This window comes from Fredinandcohnia onubensis, assembly GCF_002734285.1.
Classification (GTDB): domain Bacteria; phylum Bacillota; class Bacilli; order Bacillales; family Bacillaceae_L; genus Ferdinandcohnia; species Ferdinandcohnia onubensis_A.
Map to the genome: position 1 here is coordinate 1 of NZ_NSEA01000038.1, position 15,753 is coordinate 15,753.

General features: G+C 38.4%; 15 protein-coding genes, 1 tRNA gene, 1 other RNA gene and 1 other annotated feature. Of the genes, 13 read left to right on the forward strand and 4 right to left on the reverse strand.

What is annotated here, in order from left to right; genetic code table 11:
• Window positions 1-301: 301 nt before the first annotated feature.
• Window positions 302-1,294, reverse strand: coding sequence for a YaaC family protein (locus CKJ95_RS22965; RefSeq protein WP_099355767.1), 993 nt, complete (start codon window positions 1,292-1,294; stop codon window positions 302-304).
• Between the two features lie 160 nt (window positions 1,295-1,454).
• Here CKJ95_RS22965 and guaB point away from each other — a divergent pair, with 160 nt between their 5' ends.
• The 6 genes from guaB to CKJ95_RS22995 all read left to right on the forward strand — a co-directional run bounded on the left by guaB (window position 1,455) and on the right by CKJ95_RS22995 (window position 8,033).
• Window positions 1,455-2,921, forward strand: coding sequence for an IMP dehydrogenase (gene guaB / locus CKJ95_RS22970; RefSeq protein ID WP_099355768.1), 1,467 nt, complete (start codon window positions 1,455-1,457; stop codon window positions 2,919-2,921).
• Between the two features lie 138 nt (window positions 2,922-3,059).
• Window positions 3,060-4,409, forward strand: a complete 1,350-nt coding sequence (locus CKJ95_RS22975) for a D-alanyl-D-alanine carboxypeptidase family protein (protein ID WP_099355769.1) — start codon at window positions 3,060-3,062, stop codon at window positions 4,407-4,409.
• Window positions 4,410-4,604: 195 nt separating this feature from the next.
• Window positions 4,605-5,489 (forward strand): pyridoxal 5'-phosphate synthase lyase subunit PdxS, encoded by an 885-nt coding sequence (gene pdxS, locus CKJ95_RS22980; RefSeq protein WP_099355770.1) that lies wholly within the window; start codon window positions 4,605-4,607, stop codon window positions 5,487-5,489.
• A gap of 18 nt (window positions 5,490-5,507) precedes the next feature.
• Window positions 5,508-6,098: a pyridoxal 5'-phosphate synthase glutaminase subunit PdxT gene (gene pdxT, locus CKJ95_RS22985; protein WP_099355771.1), complete on the forward strand. Its 591-nt coding sequence runs from the start codon at window positions 5,508-5,510 to the stop codon at window positions 6,096-6,098.
• A gap of 40 nt (window positions 6,099-6,138) precedes the next feature.
• Window positions 6,139-6,354: a binding site (T-box leader), on the forward strand.
• A 198-nt stretch (window positions 6,355-6,552) separates the two neighbouring features.
• Window positions 6,553-7,833 carry a serine--tRNA ligase gene (gene serS, locus CKJ95_RS22990; RefSeq protein ID WP_099355772.1) on the forward strand — a complete coding sequence of 427 codons (1,281 nt, stop codon included), beginning with the start codon at window positions 6,553-6,555 and terminating at the stop codon, window positions 7,831-7,833.
• A 107-nt stretch (window positions 7,834-7,940) separates the two neighbouring features.
• Window positions 7,941-8,033: transfer RNA gene (locus CKJ95_RS22995), tRNA-Ser, on the forward strand.
• Window positions 8,034-8,173: 140 nt separating this feature from the next.
• On the opposite strand, the gene CKJ95_RS23000 is transcribed toward CKJ95_RS22995, so the two are convergent.
• The 3 genes from CKJ95_RS23000 to CKJ95_RS23010 all read right to left on the reverse strand — a co-directional run bounded on the left by CKJ95_RS23000 (window position 8,174) and on the right by CKJ95_RS23010 (window position 10,943).
• Window positions 8,174-8,842, reverse strand: coding sequence for a deoxynucleoside kinase (locus CKJ95_RS23000; RefSeq protein WP_099355773.1), 669 nt, complete (start codon window positions 8,840-8,842; stop codon window positions 8,174-8,176).
• Window positions 8,829-9,485: a deoxynucleoside kinase gene (locus tag CKJ95_RS23005; RefSeq protein ID WP_099355774.1), complete on the reverse strand. Its 657-nt coding sequence runs from the start codon at window positions 9,483-9,485 to the stop codon at window positions 8,829-8,831. Before CKJ95_RS23005 ends, CKJ95_RS23000 begins: the two co-directional genes overlap by 14 nt.
• Window positions 9,486-9,656: 171 nt before the next feature.
• Window positions 9,657-10,943, reverse strand: coding sequence for a LysM peptidoglycan-binding domain-containing protein (locus tag CKJ95_RS23010; RefSeq protein ID WP_099355775.1), 1,287 nt, complete (start codon window positions 10,941-10,943; stop codon window positions 9,657-9,659).
• Between the two features lie 248 nt (window positions 10,944-11,191).
• Here CKJ95_RS23010 and tadA point away from each other — a divergent pair, with 248 nt between their 5' ends.
• The 7 genes from tadA (at window position 11,192) to CKJ95_RS23045 (ending at window position 15,484) form a co-directional block, all read left to right on the forward strand.
• The gene (gene tadA, locus CKJ95_RS23015) at window positions 11,192-11,683 is read left to right on the forward strand and encodes a tRNA adenosine(34) deaminase TadA (RefSeq protein ID WP_099355780.1); all 492 of its coding nucleotides are present in this window, start codon (window positions 11,192-11,194) and stop codon (window positions 11,681-11,683) included.
• A 95-nt stretch (window positions 11,684-11,778) separates the two neighbouring features.
• Window positions 11,779-12,043, forward strand: an RNA gene (gene ffs / locus CKJ95_RS23020) — signal recognition particle sRNA large type.
• 147 nt (window positions 12,044-12,190) lie between these two features.
• A complete protein-coding gene (gene dnaX / locus CKJ95_RS23025; RefSeq protein WP_099355776.1) occupies window positions 12,191-13,879 on the forward strand; it encodes a DNA polymerase III subunit gamma/tau in 1,689 nt (562 codons plus the stop codon).
• A 25-nt stretch (window positions 13,880-13,904) separates the two neighbouring features.
• On the forward strand, window positions 13,905-14,225 hold the full coding sequence (locus CKJ95_RS23030; protein ID WP_099355781.1) for a YbaB/EbfC family nucleoid-associated protein: 321 nt from the start codon (window positions 13,905-13,907) through the stop codon (window positions 14,223-14,225).
• A 24-nt stretch (window positions 14,226-14,249) separates the two neighbouring features.
• A complete protein-coding gene (gene recR / locus CKJ95_RS23035; RefSeq protein ID WP_099355777.1) occupies window positions 14,250-14,846 on the forward strand; it encodes a recombination mediator RecR in 597 nt (198 codons plus the stop codon).
• A 10-nt stretch (window positions 14,847-14,856) separates the two neighbouring features.
• On the forward strand, window positions 14,857-15,069 hold the full coding sequence (locus CKJ95_RS23040; protein ID WP_099355778.1) for a YaaL family protein: 213 nt from the start codon (window positions 14,857-14,859) through the stop codon (window positions 15,067-15,069).
• 148 nt (window positions 15,070-15,217) lie between these two features.
• Window positions 15,218-15,484 (forward strand): pro-sigmaK processing inhibitor BofA family protein, encoded by a 267-nt coding sequence (locus tag CKJ95_RS23045; protein WP_099355779.1) that lies wholly within the window; start codon window positions 15,218-15,220, stop codon window positions 15,482-15,484.
• Window positions 15,485-15,753: the final 269 nt, after the last annotated feature.

Consider the following 15,753-nt stretch of genomic DNA (forward strand, 5'->3'; position numbering starts at 1 on the left):
ACCAACCGTTATGGTTGGTCTTTTTTGCATAGAAAAATAGTAAAGAATCGGATCTATTTATGGTATATCATAAATGGCCTAATCGGTATATTGCCATATCGCAAAACGATAAGTGCTATACCGCTAATGTCAAAAACGGTATATCACCAATCTGAGAAACAATAAACGCTATACCGGAAACAGCCTAAACGGTATAACACAAGATCGAGAAACGATAAATACTATACCGTAAACAGCCTAAACGGTATATCACCAGCCCGAGAAACAATAAACGCTATACCGCAAACCCAATATATTCCCCTTATACCCCATCAATTTTCTCCTTTAAAAACAAATAAAGTAAAAATGGAACTTTATCTGCAGATATAGCGAGGAACTGTCTAATAAATGGATAGTCATTGCTAGAGTATGAATGAAGCAGTTCACTCCACCATTCTGTCTCATATCTTGATATCATACTTAAATTATATAGGAGTAAGTAATGTGTCATGATTTCAGGAAAAAACGTTAGAAGTTCCCTTTCCTTTGGCAGGTAATAGGTGTCTTCATATAAATGATATAGAAGTGGCGAACTACCCAGTGGCAAAAGGTAATTTTCTTTTTTTATTTGTAATGATATTGGTCCGCAGTCTTTTCCTTCTGTTGATTTTTTAACAAGAGTTGTTGAAAATGGCAGCGTATTTTCGATAAAATCTACAAATCTCCGTGAGGTCATATGATAAGTGTCTAAAGCTTCAGTTGGAATCGATAATGTATTCTGAGTTGTAATAGGTGTTTCGATATATAAATTTTGTTGGAAATGGAGAGTAAATAAATTTTGTAGTTCGGGAATTCTTTTAAATAGCCGCTCCATTGTGAATTTTTCACCTTCCATTTGTTTCACATGAAACATACGTTCAGAAAAGTGTGAAAATAAACCGTTCTTTTGTACTTTTACTTCATCATGGAAAAATTCATAACTCTGCTTTTTCCGTTTTCTTGTTGAAACTCCGTGGGCAAGTACTGAAGTTGATTCTGGGTACTGAGGATCAACAGTTAGTAGACATGCTTTTAATAATTGTACCATTCCGTAAAAGAGAAGAACCGGTTTAATCGATAATGGAGCATTTTGGGATAATTGGTAGTAATTTTGACCATGTTCCAAATAATAAATAAACGGATAGCTGTTTTCATAGCTCTTTTTATCTGCGTCTGTAACTGCAGCTTTTTCATAGCATTTTTGTAGTAAATGTTGGGTTGTGTTTGCTGCATGTAGTGCATTAAATGATTGCCAAATAAAACGATAATCAAACAAATTACTAACCTCCAATAGAAAACAAAGAAAGTGCAAGATATGGTCGAATTGAGATAATAAAAAACTCTGAATTATTAAATATATCGTTCGATTCTTGACAGTAGTTTACCCAGTTGTTAATCTACTAATAATATTTTGCAATCGAAGGGGGATTTATTACATGTGGGAAACAAAGTTTGCCAAAGAAGGATTAACATTTGATGATGTATTGCTATTACCTGCTAAGTCAGAGGTACTACCTAAGGATGTAAATCTAGGGGTTGCGTTAACAGAAACACTTAAGTTAAATATCCCGGTTATTAGTGCGGGTATGGACACAGTAACAGAGCATGAAATGGCAATTGCAATGGCCCGTCAAGGCGGACTAGGTATTATTCATAAGAATATGTCTATTGAGCAACAGGCTGAGCAGGTTGATAAGGTTAAGCGTTCAGAAAGTGGCGTTATTACAGATCCGTTTTTCTTAACTCCAAGTCATCAAGTATTTGATGCTGAACATTTAATGGGAAAATACCGTATTTCAGGTGTCCCAATTGTAAACAACCCACAAGAGCAAATCTTGGTTGGAATTATTACCAATCGTGACCTTCGTTTCATTCAAGACTATTCCATTCTAATTTCTGATGTAATGACAAAAGAAAATCTCGTGACTGCCCCTGTTGGTACAACTTTAGAACAGGCGGAAAAGCTTCTACAGAAATATAAAATTGAAAAGCTCCCACTCGTTGATGAAAGTGGAGTATTAAAAGGTCTTATCACAATAAAGGATATTGAAAAAGTAATTGAGTTCCCGAATTCAGCAAAGGATGCACAAGGGCGTCTGTTGGTAGGAGCAGCTGTTGGGGTAACATCAGATACAATGCCACGAGTTGAAAAGTTAGTTAAAGCCGGAGTTGATGCAATTGTAGTTGATACAGCACACGGCCATTCAGCGGGTGTTCTTGAAACAGTTAAAACCATTAGAGACGCATATCCAAAACTAAATATTATTGCTGGTAACGTAGCAACAGCTGAAGCAACTCGTGCTCTTATTGAAGCAGGTGCTAGCGTCGTTAAAGTAGGAATTGGACCTGGTTCTATTTGTACAACTCGTGTTGTAGCAGGTGTGGGTGTTCCTCAGATAACAGCTGTTTACGATTGTGCAACAGAAGCAAGAAAACATGGAGTATCGATTATTGCTGATGGTGGTATTAAATATTCGGGTGACATCGTAAAAGCATTAGCTGCTGGTGGACATGTAGTCATGCTAGGAAGCTTGCTTGCAGGTGTATCTGAGAGCCCAGGGGAAACTGAAATCTTCCAAGGGCGTCGCTTTAAGGTGTATCGTGGCATGGGTTCTGTTGCGGCAATGGAAAAAGGAAGTAAGGACCGCTACTTCCAGGAGGATGCGAAAAAGTTTGTTCCTGAAGGTATTGAAGGTCGTCTTCCATACAAAGGCCCACTTACAGACACAATATATCAGTTAATTGGCGGTATTCGTTCTGGTATGGGTTATTGCGGCACAAAGAATTTAGAAGAGTTAAGAGAGAATGCACAATTCATTAAAATGACAGGTGCAGGATTACGTGAAAGTCATCCACATGATGTACAAATCACAAAGGAAGCACCGAACTACTCTACTCTTTAAGGTAAATTTAGACAGAACATAATCCATTGGTAGGATTTTTATATTGTGGTAGATAGAGTCATGTACTCTGTCTATTTTTTTTGATGCTGTTATGTTAAAATGTCTTTTGTGCGTATTACGAAAGTGGAGGTTTAAAACGTGAAAAAACAAACACAAAAAAGATTGATTATAAGTTTTTTAGCAGTCTTTATGCTATCGCTTTTTGTAGGACAAATACCCCCTGCAAAAGCAGCGCCTGCTCTTGATATAAATGTTAAAAATGCGATATTAATTGATGCAGATACAGGTAAGATATTATATGAAAAGAATGCCGACCAAGCAGCTCCAATTGCAAGTATGGCAAAAATGATGACTGAGTACCTGGTATTGGAAGCTATCTCTGAAGGTAGACTATCTTGGGATCAAACTACCCAGATTAGCCAATATGCATATGATATATCTGCAAATAATAACTTTTCAGGTGTAGGATTACGGTTAAATCATGATTATACGGTTGAAGAACTTTACAAAGCAATGGCGATTTATTCTGATAATGCAACAACAATCACATTAGCAGAACTATTAGCTGGTACTGAAGGCGAATTCGTTAAGCTTATGAATAAAAAGGCAGAAGAACTAGGTCTTCCAAACTATGAGTTTGTAAATAGTACAGGATTATCAAATTCAATGCTAGGTGATAATTATCCTGAAGGAACAAGTCCAGATGGAGATAATATGTTATCAGCAGAATCTGTCGCTTTATTAGCCTATTCACTACTACGAGAGCATCCAGAAGTATTGGAGATTTCAAGTATTCCTCAGTTAGACTTTTATGGAGAAAAACTGGATAACTGGAACTGGATGTTAAAGCATGATCCAAAGGTTTCCCCATATCTTGCAGATTTTTATTATGAGGGAATGGATGGATTAAAAACAGGTACAACACCTGCAGCTGGTTATTGTTTTACAGGAACAGCTGAACGTAACGGAAAAAGATTAATTTCAGTCGTGATGGGTGCAACAAGTGAGCCAGAACGTTTCAAGGAAACTCGTAAACTATTAGATTTTGGTTTTAATAATTTTGAGCAAATTGAAGTTTATCCTGAAGGATATCAATTAAAGGGTAATAAAGAATTAAAGGTAGTCAAAGGGAAAGAAAAAGAAGTAGAAGTTTCAACTAAAGCACCAGTAAGGCTTTTAGTTAAAAAAGGTGTAGATAAGTCAGCGTTTAAAGCAGAATATGTGTTTGACGATAAGGTTGTTTCTAAGGATAAAGAAATAACCGCACCTTTTAAAGAAGGAACAAAAGTTGGCCATATGGCTGTATCCTATGATGGTGATGATTTAGGCTATATTACAGCAAACGGTGATGATAAATTACAGGTACCACTTGTGACAGACACAGGTGTTGAAAAGACAAACTGGTTCGTGCTCATGATGAGAGGAATTGGTGGATTCTTCGGTGACATTTGGTCCAGCGTGGCAAATACTGTTAAGGGCTGGTTCTAATAAAAAGCCTCCTTCTATGTGTAGAAGGGGGCTTTTTTGTTTCCATATTATACTATTTTGGTATAATTACTAGGAAATTAGAAAATTATGAGTTAGAATATTCTTAGTTTATTTTACATAGGGCATTCACTATTGTTAAAAATATGATATGATTATGCCTATAAAATTAGATAACGAATTATTGGAGGAATCATAATGGCAAATACAGGTACAGATCGAGTAAAACGTGGTATGGCTGAAATGCAAAAGGGCGGCGTAATTATGGACGTTGTCAATGCAGAACAAGCTAAAATTGCAGAGGAAGCAGGAGCTGTAGCAGTAATGGCTTTAGAGCGTGTGCCAGCTGATATTCGCGCGGCTGGTGGAGTTGCTAGAATGGCGGACCCAACAATTGTTGAGCAAGTAATGGGTGCTGTTACTATTCCAGTTATGGCTAAAGCTCGTATTGGTCATATTGTAGAAGCTAGAGTATTAGAAGCTCTTGGCGTTGACTACATTGATGAGAGTGAAGTATTAACTCCAGCTGATGAAGAGTTCCACTTAAATAAACGTGATTTCACAGTTCCATTTGTTTGTGGTTGCCGTGACTTAGGCGAAGCTACTCGCCGAATTGCAGAAGGTGCATCTATGCTTCGTACAAAAGGTGAGCCTGGAACAGGAAATATTGTAGAAGCTGTTCGTCATATGAGAAAAGTGAATGCTCAAATTCGTAAAGTTGTTGGCATGAGCGAAGATGAGCTAATGACAGAAGCAAAAAATCTAGGTGCACCATTTGAATTATTGCTTCAAATCAAACAAGAAGGTCGCCTACCAGTTGTTAACTTTGCTGCAGGTGGTGTAGCAACTCCAGCTGACGCGGCGCTTATGATGCAACTTGGAGCAGATGGAGTATTTGTTGGATCTGGTATTTTTAAATCAGATAATCCTGCAAAATTTGCTCGTGCGATTGTAGAAGCTACTACACATTATCAAGATTATGAATTAATTGCACACCTTTCAAAAGGATTAGGAAATGCTATGAAAGGTATTGAAATTTCATCATTATTACCAGAACAACGCATGCAAGAAAGAGGCTGGTAAGTAAGAGGGTGTTCAGACGTGGTTAAAATCGGAGTATTAGGGCTTCAAGGGGCCGTTAGAGAACATGTTCGTTCTGTAGAAGCCTCAGGAGCAGAAGCAGTCATCGTAAAAAAGGTTGAACAACTTCAAGAAATTGACGGATTAATAATCCCTGGCGGGGAAAGTACTACAATGCGCCGATTAATTGATAAATATGAGTTTATGGAGCCACTTCGCTCATTTGCTGAGCAAGGTAAGCCGATGTTTGGGACATGTGCAGGGTTAATACTACTTGCGAAGCAGCTTGTTGACTATAAGGAGTCACATCTTGGTCTTATGGATATCAAAGTTGAAAGAAACTCATTTGGCCGTCAACGTGAGAGCTTTGAGGCAGAGCTTATGATTCCTGGAATCGCTGAAGATCTTGTCGGAGTATTTATTCGTGCGCCACATATTGTGGAAGCGGGAGAAAACGTTGAAATTCTTGCAAAGCATGATGGCAGAATTGTTGCAGCACGTGAAGGACAATTTTTAGGCTGCTCCTTCCATCCAGAATTAACAGACGATCATCGCTTTACAGGGTATTTTGTAAAAATGGTCGAAGAATCAAAAGCAAAAAACCTTGTATAAACAATTAAAACATGGTAAAACTTTATATAAATAATAAAATGTTAAATCTATGATAGGAACTAGTAGCTAGTCTTTTTTCCTAAGAGAGTCGGTGGTTGGTGTGAACCGATGAAAAAGGCTTGTGAATCCATCCTTGAGTGAAATACTGAACGCATCATTCTAGTAGGTATTTTCGGTAAATCCGTTATCTTTTTCAAGAGGAGGATACTTGTATCCTCAACTAGGGTGGTAACGCGGGTTAACTCTCGTCCCTTTTTTAGGGGCGGGAGTTTTTTATTTGTCGTGACTGCCGATAAGCGGCGTGTTTCTTCGTTGGCTTGGTTCTCTGGTCCTCACGTAGGTTAGCTATGCTCCGATCCTCAAACCTGCGCCGCCTTGAAATACAGGCTTCTCTACAGACACGATTGGTTACAAATTGTTACTATAACTACATAGATTTTAGGAGGTTTAAGTGATGTTAGATATCAAATTTTTACGAAGCCACTTTGATGAAGTGAAAGAGAGACTAAAGTATCGTGGTGAGGATTTAACAGACCTTGGGCGTTTTGAGGAATTAGATAAGAAGCGCCGCGAGCTTATTTTGAAGACTGAGGAGTTAAAAAGCCGTAGAAATGAAGTGTCAGGTCAAATCGCTGTCTTGAAAAGAGAGAAAAAAGATGCAGATGCTCTAATCTTAGAGATGCGTGAAGTTGGGGACAAAGTTAAAGAATTAGACACGGAATTACGAGATGTAGAAGGACAATTAGAGCATCTTATGTTATCAATTCCGAATATACCACATGAAAGTGTGCCAATTGGTGAATCTGAGGATGATAACGTTGAAATCCGTAAATGGGGTGAGCTTCCTGAGTTTGGATTTGAACCAAAGCCACATTGGGAAATTGCCGATCAACTTGAAATTTTAGATTTTGAACGTGCAGGAAAAGTAACTGGTAGCCGCTTTGTATTTTATAAGGGGCTTGGGGCAACACTTGAAAGAGCGTTATTTAACTTTATGTTAGACCTTCATGTAGAGGAACATGGATATGAAGAGGTCATTCCTCCATATCTAGTCAATCGTGCAAGCATGACAGGTACAGGACAGTTACCAAAGTTTGAAGAAGATGCATTCCTCATTGAAAATGAAGACTACTTCTTAATTCCGACTGCTGAGGTTCCAGTTACCAACCTACACCGTGATGAAATCATAGTCGGTGAAGAGCTGCCAATTAAGTATGCGGCGTTTAGTGCTTGTTTCCGCTCTGAAGCTGGTTCTGCGGGAAGAGATACAAGAGGGTTGATCCGCCAGCATCAGTTTAATAAGGTAGAACTAGTGAAGTTTGTAAAGCCAGAAGATTCTTATCAAGAATTGGAAAGCTTAACAGCAAATGCAGAAAAGGTACTTCAGTTATTAGGTCTTCCATATCGTGTCCTGAGCATGTGTAGTGCAGACTTAGGATTTACTGCAGCAAAGAAATATGACATTGAAGTATGGATTCCAAGCTACGGAACTTACCGTGAAATTTCTTCTTGTAGTAACTTTGAGGCATTCCAAGCAAGACGAGCAAATATTCGTTTCCGTCGTGACCGAGATTCAAAACCTGAGCATGTTCACACATTGAATGGTTCTGGACTTGCCATTGGTCGAACTGTTGCGGCAATCCTAGAGAATTATCAACAAGAAGACGGTACAGTCATCATTCCGGAAGTATTACGTCCTTATATGAGAAATAAAGAAGTAATTGGTCCGAAGTAATCTAAAAAATAAAGGCCAGGATTAATTATTTTCCTGGTCTATAAATTTTTTTATAAATAATGTTGACATGCAAATTAGAATTATGGTATATTAATTTTTGTCGATACGGAGGAATACCCAAGTCCGGCTGAAGGGATCGGTCTTGAAAACCGACAGGGGTGTTAAAGCCCGCGGGGGTTCGAATCCCTCTTCCTCCGCCATAATTTTTAAATAATACTAGCGCATAAAGTATTGGAGATGACTCGTTACTATTACAGTAACGAGTTTTTTGCTTTTTAAATATTATTTATCAATAAAGAACCCCTTTTGAGTGATGATCTCAAAAGGGGTATTTGTCGTTCTAGCTTTTTAAAAGCTCAGTTTGTCTGATAAACTTTGAAATTTTCTCGATAATTGGTTCCACTGAACCTTCATCTTGTAAAATATCGTATTCATTGATGTTTAATCGTAGGACTGGGCAAGCAGTAAAATTATTGATCCATTTTTCATAACGACCGTGCATTTCTTCCCAATATGAAATAGGAGTTTGTTGCTCCATCGGTCTGCCACGTTCCTGAATTCGATTAATGATATCGTCAAGGCTACCTTCAAGATAAATTAATAAATTCGGATGTGGGAAATATGGGGTCATTACCATTGCATCAAAAAGATTGGTATATGTCTCATAATCGACAGGCGCCATTGTTCCTTTTTCATAATGCATTCTCGCAAATATGCCTGTGTCCTCATAGATAGAACGATCTTGGACAAATCCTCCACCATATTCAAAGATTTTCTTTTGCTCTTTAAAACGTTCTGCAAGGAAATAGATTTGAAGGTGGAAGCTCCATCTTTCAAAGTCTGCATAAAACCTATCTAAATATGGATTCGTATCCACTTTTTCAAAGGAGGTTCTAAATCCAAGTGCATTTGCTAGTGCATTTGTCATCGTAGACTTCCCAACACCAACTGTACCTGCAATGGTGATCACTGCATTACTAGGGATATCATATTTATTACGCAAATTCATTCTGTCTTACTCCTTTTTCAAGAATGGTGTCTTCTATTTTTGACAGGATTTGTTCCAAATCCTGTTTGTTCTGTACAAAGTCTAGTTTGTCTCCGTTAAATCGGATAACAGGAATATTTGGATGTGACTTCTCAAACTTTGCCATTGATTGCTCATAATCAAGGCTTAATTGACTGAGATATGCTGGATCAATACCTTTTTCGATGTCTCGACCACGCATTTTAATCCGCTCTAATAAAGTATCGAGGCTAGCGTGTAAATATATGACGACATTTGGTACAGGCATATCAGCTGTTAGAATTTCATAAATCTGTAGGTATTTTTGAAATTGCTGAGTTTTCAATGTCCGCTCAGCGAAGATTAGGTTTTTGAATATATGATAATCCGCAACAACCGGTTGATTTCTTTGAAGGTAATTCTGATTAATGTCTTCAAGTTGTTTGTATCGGTTACAGAGGAAAAACATTTCTGTTTGAAAACTCCATTCATCAATATTCGTATAAAATTTACCCAAGAATGGATTTTCATCGACTATCTCTTTCAATAAGGCAAAGTCAAATTGCTCTGAAATAGCCTTAGCGAGAGAGGTCTTCCCAACTCCGATCGGGCCCTCTACTGTAATAAAGGGAATCCTACTACCCATCTCGTGTCCCCCTTTTTATATCAATCAAATGACAGATAAGCATTATTTTATCACAGGAAGGTAGATGTTTGTTATTAATTGTCGAAAAAACAGACTGGGAAATATTATAGTTTTCTTATTGTGCACTAAATAGAAAAAGGAACTCGAAAAATCGAGTTCCTTTGAATGATTTCATCGTTTTACGACATTGAAGTTATCTGTAATCAACAGCCAATTTTGTGGGAACGGTAACCCTAGCTTCCAATAGCTGATTCCTCGTAGATTCAATTCTTTAATCAAATCAAACTTTGCCTGAATGCTTCTAGCATCCTCAAACCAAACCTTATGTTGCTTTCCAGCTGAGTCCGTATAATCAAAGTGAGGAGCTTGTGCCTTCGTATCGTATTGGATTGGTACATTATTTTGCTTTGCAAGTTCAATTGCTCGCTGTGGGCTTACTGCCTTTGCATATTCTCCACCTTGTACAAATGGTAGTGTCCAATCATAGCCATAGAGATTTTGCCCCATCATGATTTTTGATCCAGGCATTTCGGTTAACGCGTATTCAAGGACTTCACGGACAGGCCCAATAGGTGATACTGCCATTGGTGGGCCGCCACTATATCCCCATTCATAAGTCATTATGACAACAAAGTCCACGATTTCACCATGTGCTTTATAATCATGTGCTTCGTACCATGCGCCCTTTTGTTCTGCACTTGTTTTAGGAGCAAGTGCAGTGGATAGTAGCCAGCCTTCTTGGCTAAAACGCTGTTTTGCTTTACGTAAAAAGTTGTTATAGGCTTCGCGGTCTTCTGGTCGTAAAAACTCCATATCAAAATGAATATCACGGAACCCGTATTTTTTAGCTGTTTCTACTATTGTATCTAACAGCTTATTTTGGACACTTTGGTCAGTAAGTACAATCCGACCTAGTTCATTACTAAATTGTCCTTCTTCTAAATTCGCGACGACCATCATAAGGGTTACGTTATTTGCACTTGCGATGCTTGGTAAATTGTCCAATGGTGGTTCTTTTAGAGTGCCATCTCGTTGGATTTGAAAGTTAAATGGGGCTAAGTATGTTAAGTATGGAGCTGCTTGTCGTGAACTTCTTTCGAGAGCGGGACTTACCGAAGTTCCTGATGGTTCTACATAAGCATTGATTTCTGCATTTCGTTTTGGGCGTGCAGGAATATAGATTCTAAGACCTACATTTAGTGGACGATTCGCCGGAATTTGGTTGATTTGTGCTAATTGCTGATAATTAAGTCCAAATTTATTTGCAATCGACCAGAGGCTATCGCCTGGCTGTACCCAATAAAATTGACCAACAATAGGAATAACAAGTGCCTGGCCGATCGCAAGATTACCGGGGTCTGGAATTTGGTTTGCACGAACAATATCATCCACTGTGGTTCCGTATGCCCGAGCGATTCCAAATAAGGATTGACCTTGCTCTACTACATGAATTTGCATGTTTGACCTCCTCATTCTACAATCTAGGTAACACACCTTTATTACTCTATGAGAGAATAAGAAAGATGATGCTTGGATAAAATGTTTAACTTTATTTAGTCGGGGTCAAACTCCGACTAAATAAAGTTAAAGCCTACGGTGTATGCCACAGATTTTCAAAGGTAACTTTTCGAGCAGGCTCGAAAAAAATCTGGGCGCAAATACGCCAAGGCGCATTTGATTTATCTAGTAAGGGAGTATTTATTTTGATGAAATCTGACGAATATTATATGAAATTGGCGATTGAAGAAGCAAAAAGAGCAGCAGATATTGACGAAGTGCCAATTGGGGCTGTACTTGTTATAAATGATGAAGTTATTACAAAAGCCCATAACCTTCGTGAAACAGAGCAACGATCAATTGCCCATGCAGAGCTATTGGCACTTGATGAAGCCTGCCAACGTTTAGATACTTGGAGATTAGAGGATTCAACCTTGTATGTCACTCTTGAGCCTTGTGCAATGTGCTCGGGGGCAATTGTGCTATCGCGGGTAAAACGGGTTGTTTACGGGGCAAGTGATCCTAAGGGAGGATGCGCGGGAACCTTAATGAACCTTTTACAGGAACAACGATTTAATCATCAAGCTGAGGTTGTTTCAGGTGTTTGTGAGGAAGAATGTAGCGAACTCCTAAGTTCGTTTTTTAGACAGCTTCGAAAGAGAAAAAAAAATGAAAAGAATCGTACAACTGGTTCTACTTGAAAAAACTTACAGTTGGAATACATTGATTTTTTTTTAATGAGCCTTTATACTAAGAATGTGTCACAAAGACACCTAACAATTTGGTATCAATTTTGCCGTGCTAAGCGGGGAGGTAGCGGTGCCCTGTACTCGCAATCCGCTCTAGCGAGGCCGAATCCCTTCATAGAGGGTAGTTATTGTAGGGTCTGCCTCAAGTAAGTGGTGTTGACGTCTGGGTCCTACGCAATGGGAACCCGTGAATCCTGTCAGGTCCGGAAGGAAGCAGCAGTAAGCGGACTCTCCCATGTGCCGTAGGGTTGCCTAGACCGAGCTAACTGCTTGAGTAACGCCTGGGGTAACTATTCGACGGAAGGTGCACGGCAGTTATACTACATAAAACAACTCACTCATTCGGGTGGGTTTTTTTATTTTTTTTAGATTTTTTAAGTGAATGGTATAATCACTTTGTACAGAATATTCACTTCCTGTATAATAGGAAGTGGACGAAGAGAAGGAGGGGCAATATCGATGGCATATCAAGCATTATACCGTGTCTTTCGACCACAAACCTTTCAGGATGTGGTTGGACAAGAACATATAACCCAAACTTTAAAGAATGCCCTTCTTCAAGAAAAGTTTTCTCATGCTTACCTTTTCTCAGGACCAAGGGGAACAGGAAAAACGAGTGCTGCGAAAATTTTTGCGAAAGCCGTTAACTGTGAGCGTTCTCCAGTTGCTGAGCCTTGTAATGAGTGTGCCGCATGTCGGGGAATTACCGACGGCTCAATTTCTGATGTGATTGAAATTGATGCAGCCTCAAACAATGGCGTCGATGAAATTAGAGATATTCGCGATAAAGTGAAGTATGCTCCCAGTGCAGTACGCTATAAGGTATATATCATTGATGAAGTACATATGCTTTCAATCGGTGCGTTTAACGCCTTACTAAAAACATTGGAGGAACCACCAAGACATGTCATTTTCATTCTAGCGACAACCGAACCACATAAAATTCCACTTACGATCATATCCAGATGTCAACGCTTTGATTTTCGTCGGATTACAACTCAAGCAATCGTTGGGAGAATGAAAACGATCATAGCTGAACAGAACGTGACAGTGGACGATCAAGCTCTTTATGTTATCGCAAGAGCTGCTGAAGGTGGGATGCGGGATGCGCTAAGTTTATTGGACCAAGCGATTTCCTTCAGTGACGAAGAGGTAAAACTTGAAGATGTTCTCACGATAACTGGGGCTGTTTCGCAATCACTACTAACTAATGTGGTTAGGGCGACACACGATCGCGATGTCCGAACAGCTTTAAAGACGCTCGATGAAATGATGGACCTTGGAAAAGACCCAATGAGATTTATCGAAGACTTAATCTTCTATTATAGGGACATGCTTTTATATCAAACAGCCCCACAATTAGAAGAAGTGATGGAGCGGGTCTTAGTTGATGAAGACTTTTCAGACCTTGCAAAAAATATCCCAAATCATGAAATTTACGAAACCATGGATATTTTAAACCAAGCCCAGCAGGAGATGAAGTGGACAAACCATCCACGAATTTTTCTAGAGGTAGCGCTTGTAAAGCTTACTCAAATGGATAAACAACATTCATTAGAATCATTGCCACAAATAGAAGGCTTAATGAATAAAATAAATATGTTAGAATCAGAACTTGCATCAATTAAGGAAAAAGGTGTAACAGCCCAACCACAAGATGCAAAGCCTGCTGAAAAACGTCCACAAAAAACATCTAGAAATGGTTACAGAACCCCTGTGGGAAGAATAAATGAGGTTTTAAAGAGTGCAACCAGACAGAATCTTGATTTATTAAAAGGAAAATGGGGCGATATGCTCGATCAACTTCGCAGTCAAAACAAAGTGTCTCATGCAGCTCTTTTAATTGAAAGTGAACCAGTTGCAGCTTCTTCAAATGCGTTTGTGTTAAAGTTTAAATATGAAATCCATTGTAAAATGGCATCTGAAAACGCAGAAGTAAAAGAAAATCTCGAAAATATTCTTTCTACATTAACTGGAAAAAGGTTTGAAATGATTGGTGTACCTGATGATGAATGGGGTAAAATTAGAGAAGAGTTTATCCGTGGGCAAAAAACCGATGATGATCAAGGGCCTGAGGAAACAGAAGACCCTCTTATTGCAGAAGCGATGAAAATTGTTGGTGCAGAGCTCATTGAAATAAAGGAATAATAATCATAAGGAGGAATTTAACATGATGCGTGGCGGCGGAATGGGTAATATGCAAAAGATGATGAAACAAATGCAAAAAATGCAAAAGGATATGGCAAAGGCACAGGAAGAACTTGCTGATAAAGTGGTAGAAGGTACTGCTGGTGGTGGTATGGTCACTGTAAAGGCAAATGGCCAAAAAGAAATCATTGACGTGATCATTAAACAAGAAGTGGTAGACCCAGATGATATCGAAATGCTACAAGACCTTGTTTTAGCAGCAACAAATGATGCCCTTAAGAAGATCGAAGACCTAACAAATGAAACAATGGGTCAATTCACTAAGGGAATGAACCTTCCATTCTAATGGATTGAAAGGACTTAGATAGATATGCATTATCCTGAACCAATATCTAAGCTAATAGATAGCTTTATGAAATTGCCAGGTATCGGCCCAAAAACGGCCGTGCGTCTGGCTTTTTTTGTATTAAGTATGAAAGAGGATGTCGTTCTTGATTTTGCAAAGGCTCTTGTCAATGCAAAGCGAAACCTCACATATTGCTCAAATTGCGGGCATATAACAGATAGAGACCCTTGTTATATTTGTGAAGATGAGCGCCGAGACAAAACCGTGATCTGTGTCCTACAGGATCCGAAAGATGTAATCGCGATGGAAAAAATGAAAGAATACAACGGTTTGTATCACGTCCTACATGGGGCAATCTCCCCAATGGATGGTATTGGTCCAGAAGATATTAAAATTCCTGAATTACTAAAAAGACTTCAGGATGACACGGTACAAGAAATTATTTTAGCGACTAATCCGAACATCGAAGGGGAAGCTACAGCTATGTATATTTCCCGTTTGCTAAAACCAACGGGTATTAAAATTACAAGAATCGCACATGGCTTACCAGTTGGTGGAGATTTAGAATATGCTGATGAAGTAACACTATCAAAGGCACTTGAAGGACGCCGGGAACTATAGGAGGTCTTTTATGCTTTTTAAAAAGAAGGGAAAGCTTCGACAAGAATATAACCAAGAGCTCTTTAGTCAGTTAGAAATAGCAAAGAAGGAATGGATAAGACAGAAAAATCTTATCGAAAAAAGTGTTGAACCTTCTGATGATGTTTTAAACGAACTTAAAGTTGCGGAAACTAAATACTTCTTTTTACTAAGAGAAGCAAAAAGGCGAAAAGTATTTTTATAAAATTAAATCCTATCAAGGAAGTAAGACTTTCTCTGATAGGATTTTTTATTAGGACTAGATTCAGTAAAATAAAAAAGGACAAGAGGTTCTTAAAACTCTTCACTCACATAGAATAATAGTACAAGTTGTGAGAAGGAGTGAAGTCTGATTGGAACCAAAGATTGTTATAGCTATACTTGGAGGATTGATTGTACTTGTTCTTTTGATAGGAGCACCTCTTAAGCCAATTCGACTAGTGGGACAAGTATTTGTCAAAATCTTAATCGGCGCATTGTTTTTATTTTTCTTAAATGCATTTGGACAATCATTTGATCTACATGTACCCATTAATCTAGTGACTTCTGCAGTATCTGGTCTACTCGGTCTCCCAGGCTTAGCGGCACTCGTAATCATAGATTTATTTATAGTAGGATAAAAAAACAAATGGAATCTCATTTGTTTTTTTATTGTTTAATTTAGGTGGCAGGGTCAGAGATAGTGGGATAGTTAGAAAGTAGAAAAGTTATTTTAATATAATGTGTTGACTTTTAGTTGAATCGGGTGTATATTTATATTCCTCACAGGGAATACCTTGAAATAAGAAAAAACATTAAAAAATATTGTTGACTTATTTTTGTGAGGATGTTATATTAATAAAGTCGCTTCTGAGAGGCGAAACAAAAGTTCTTTGAAAACTGAACACAA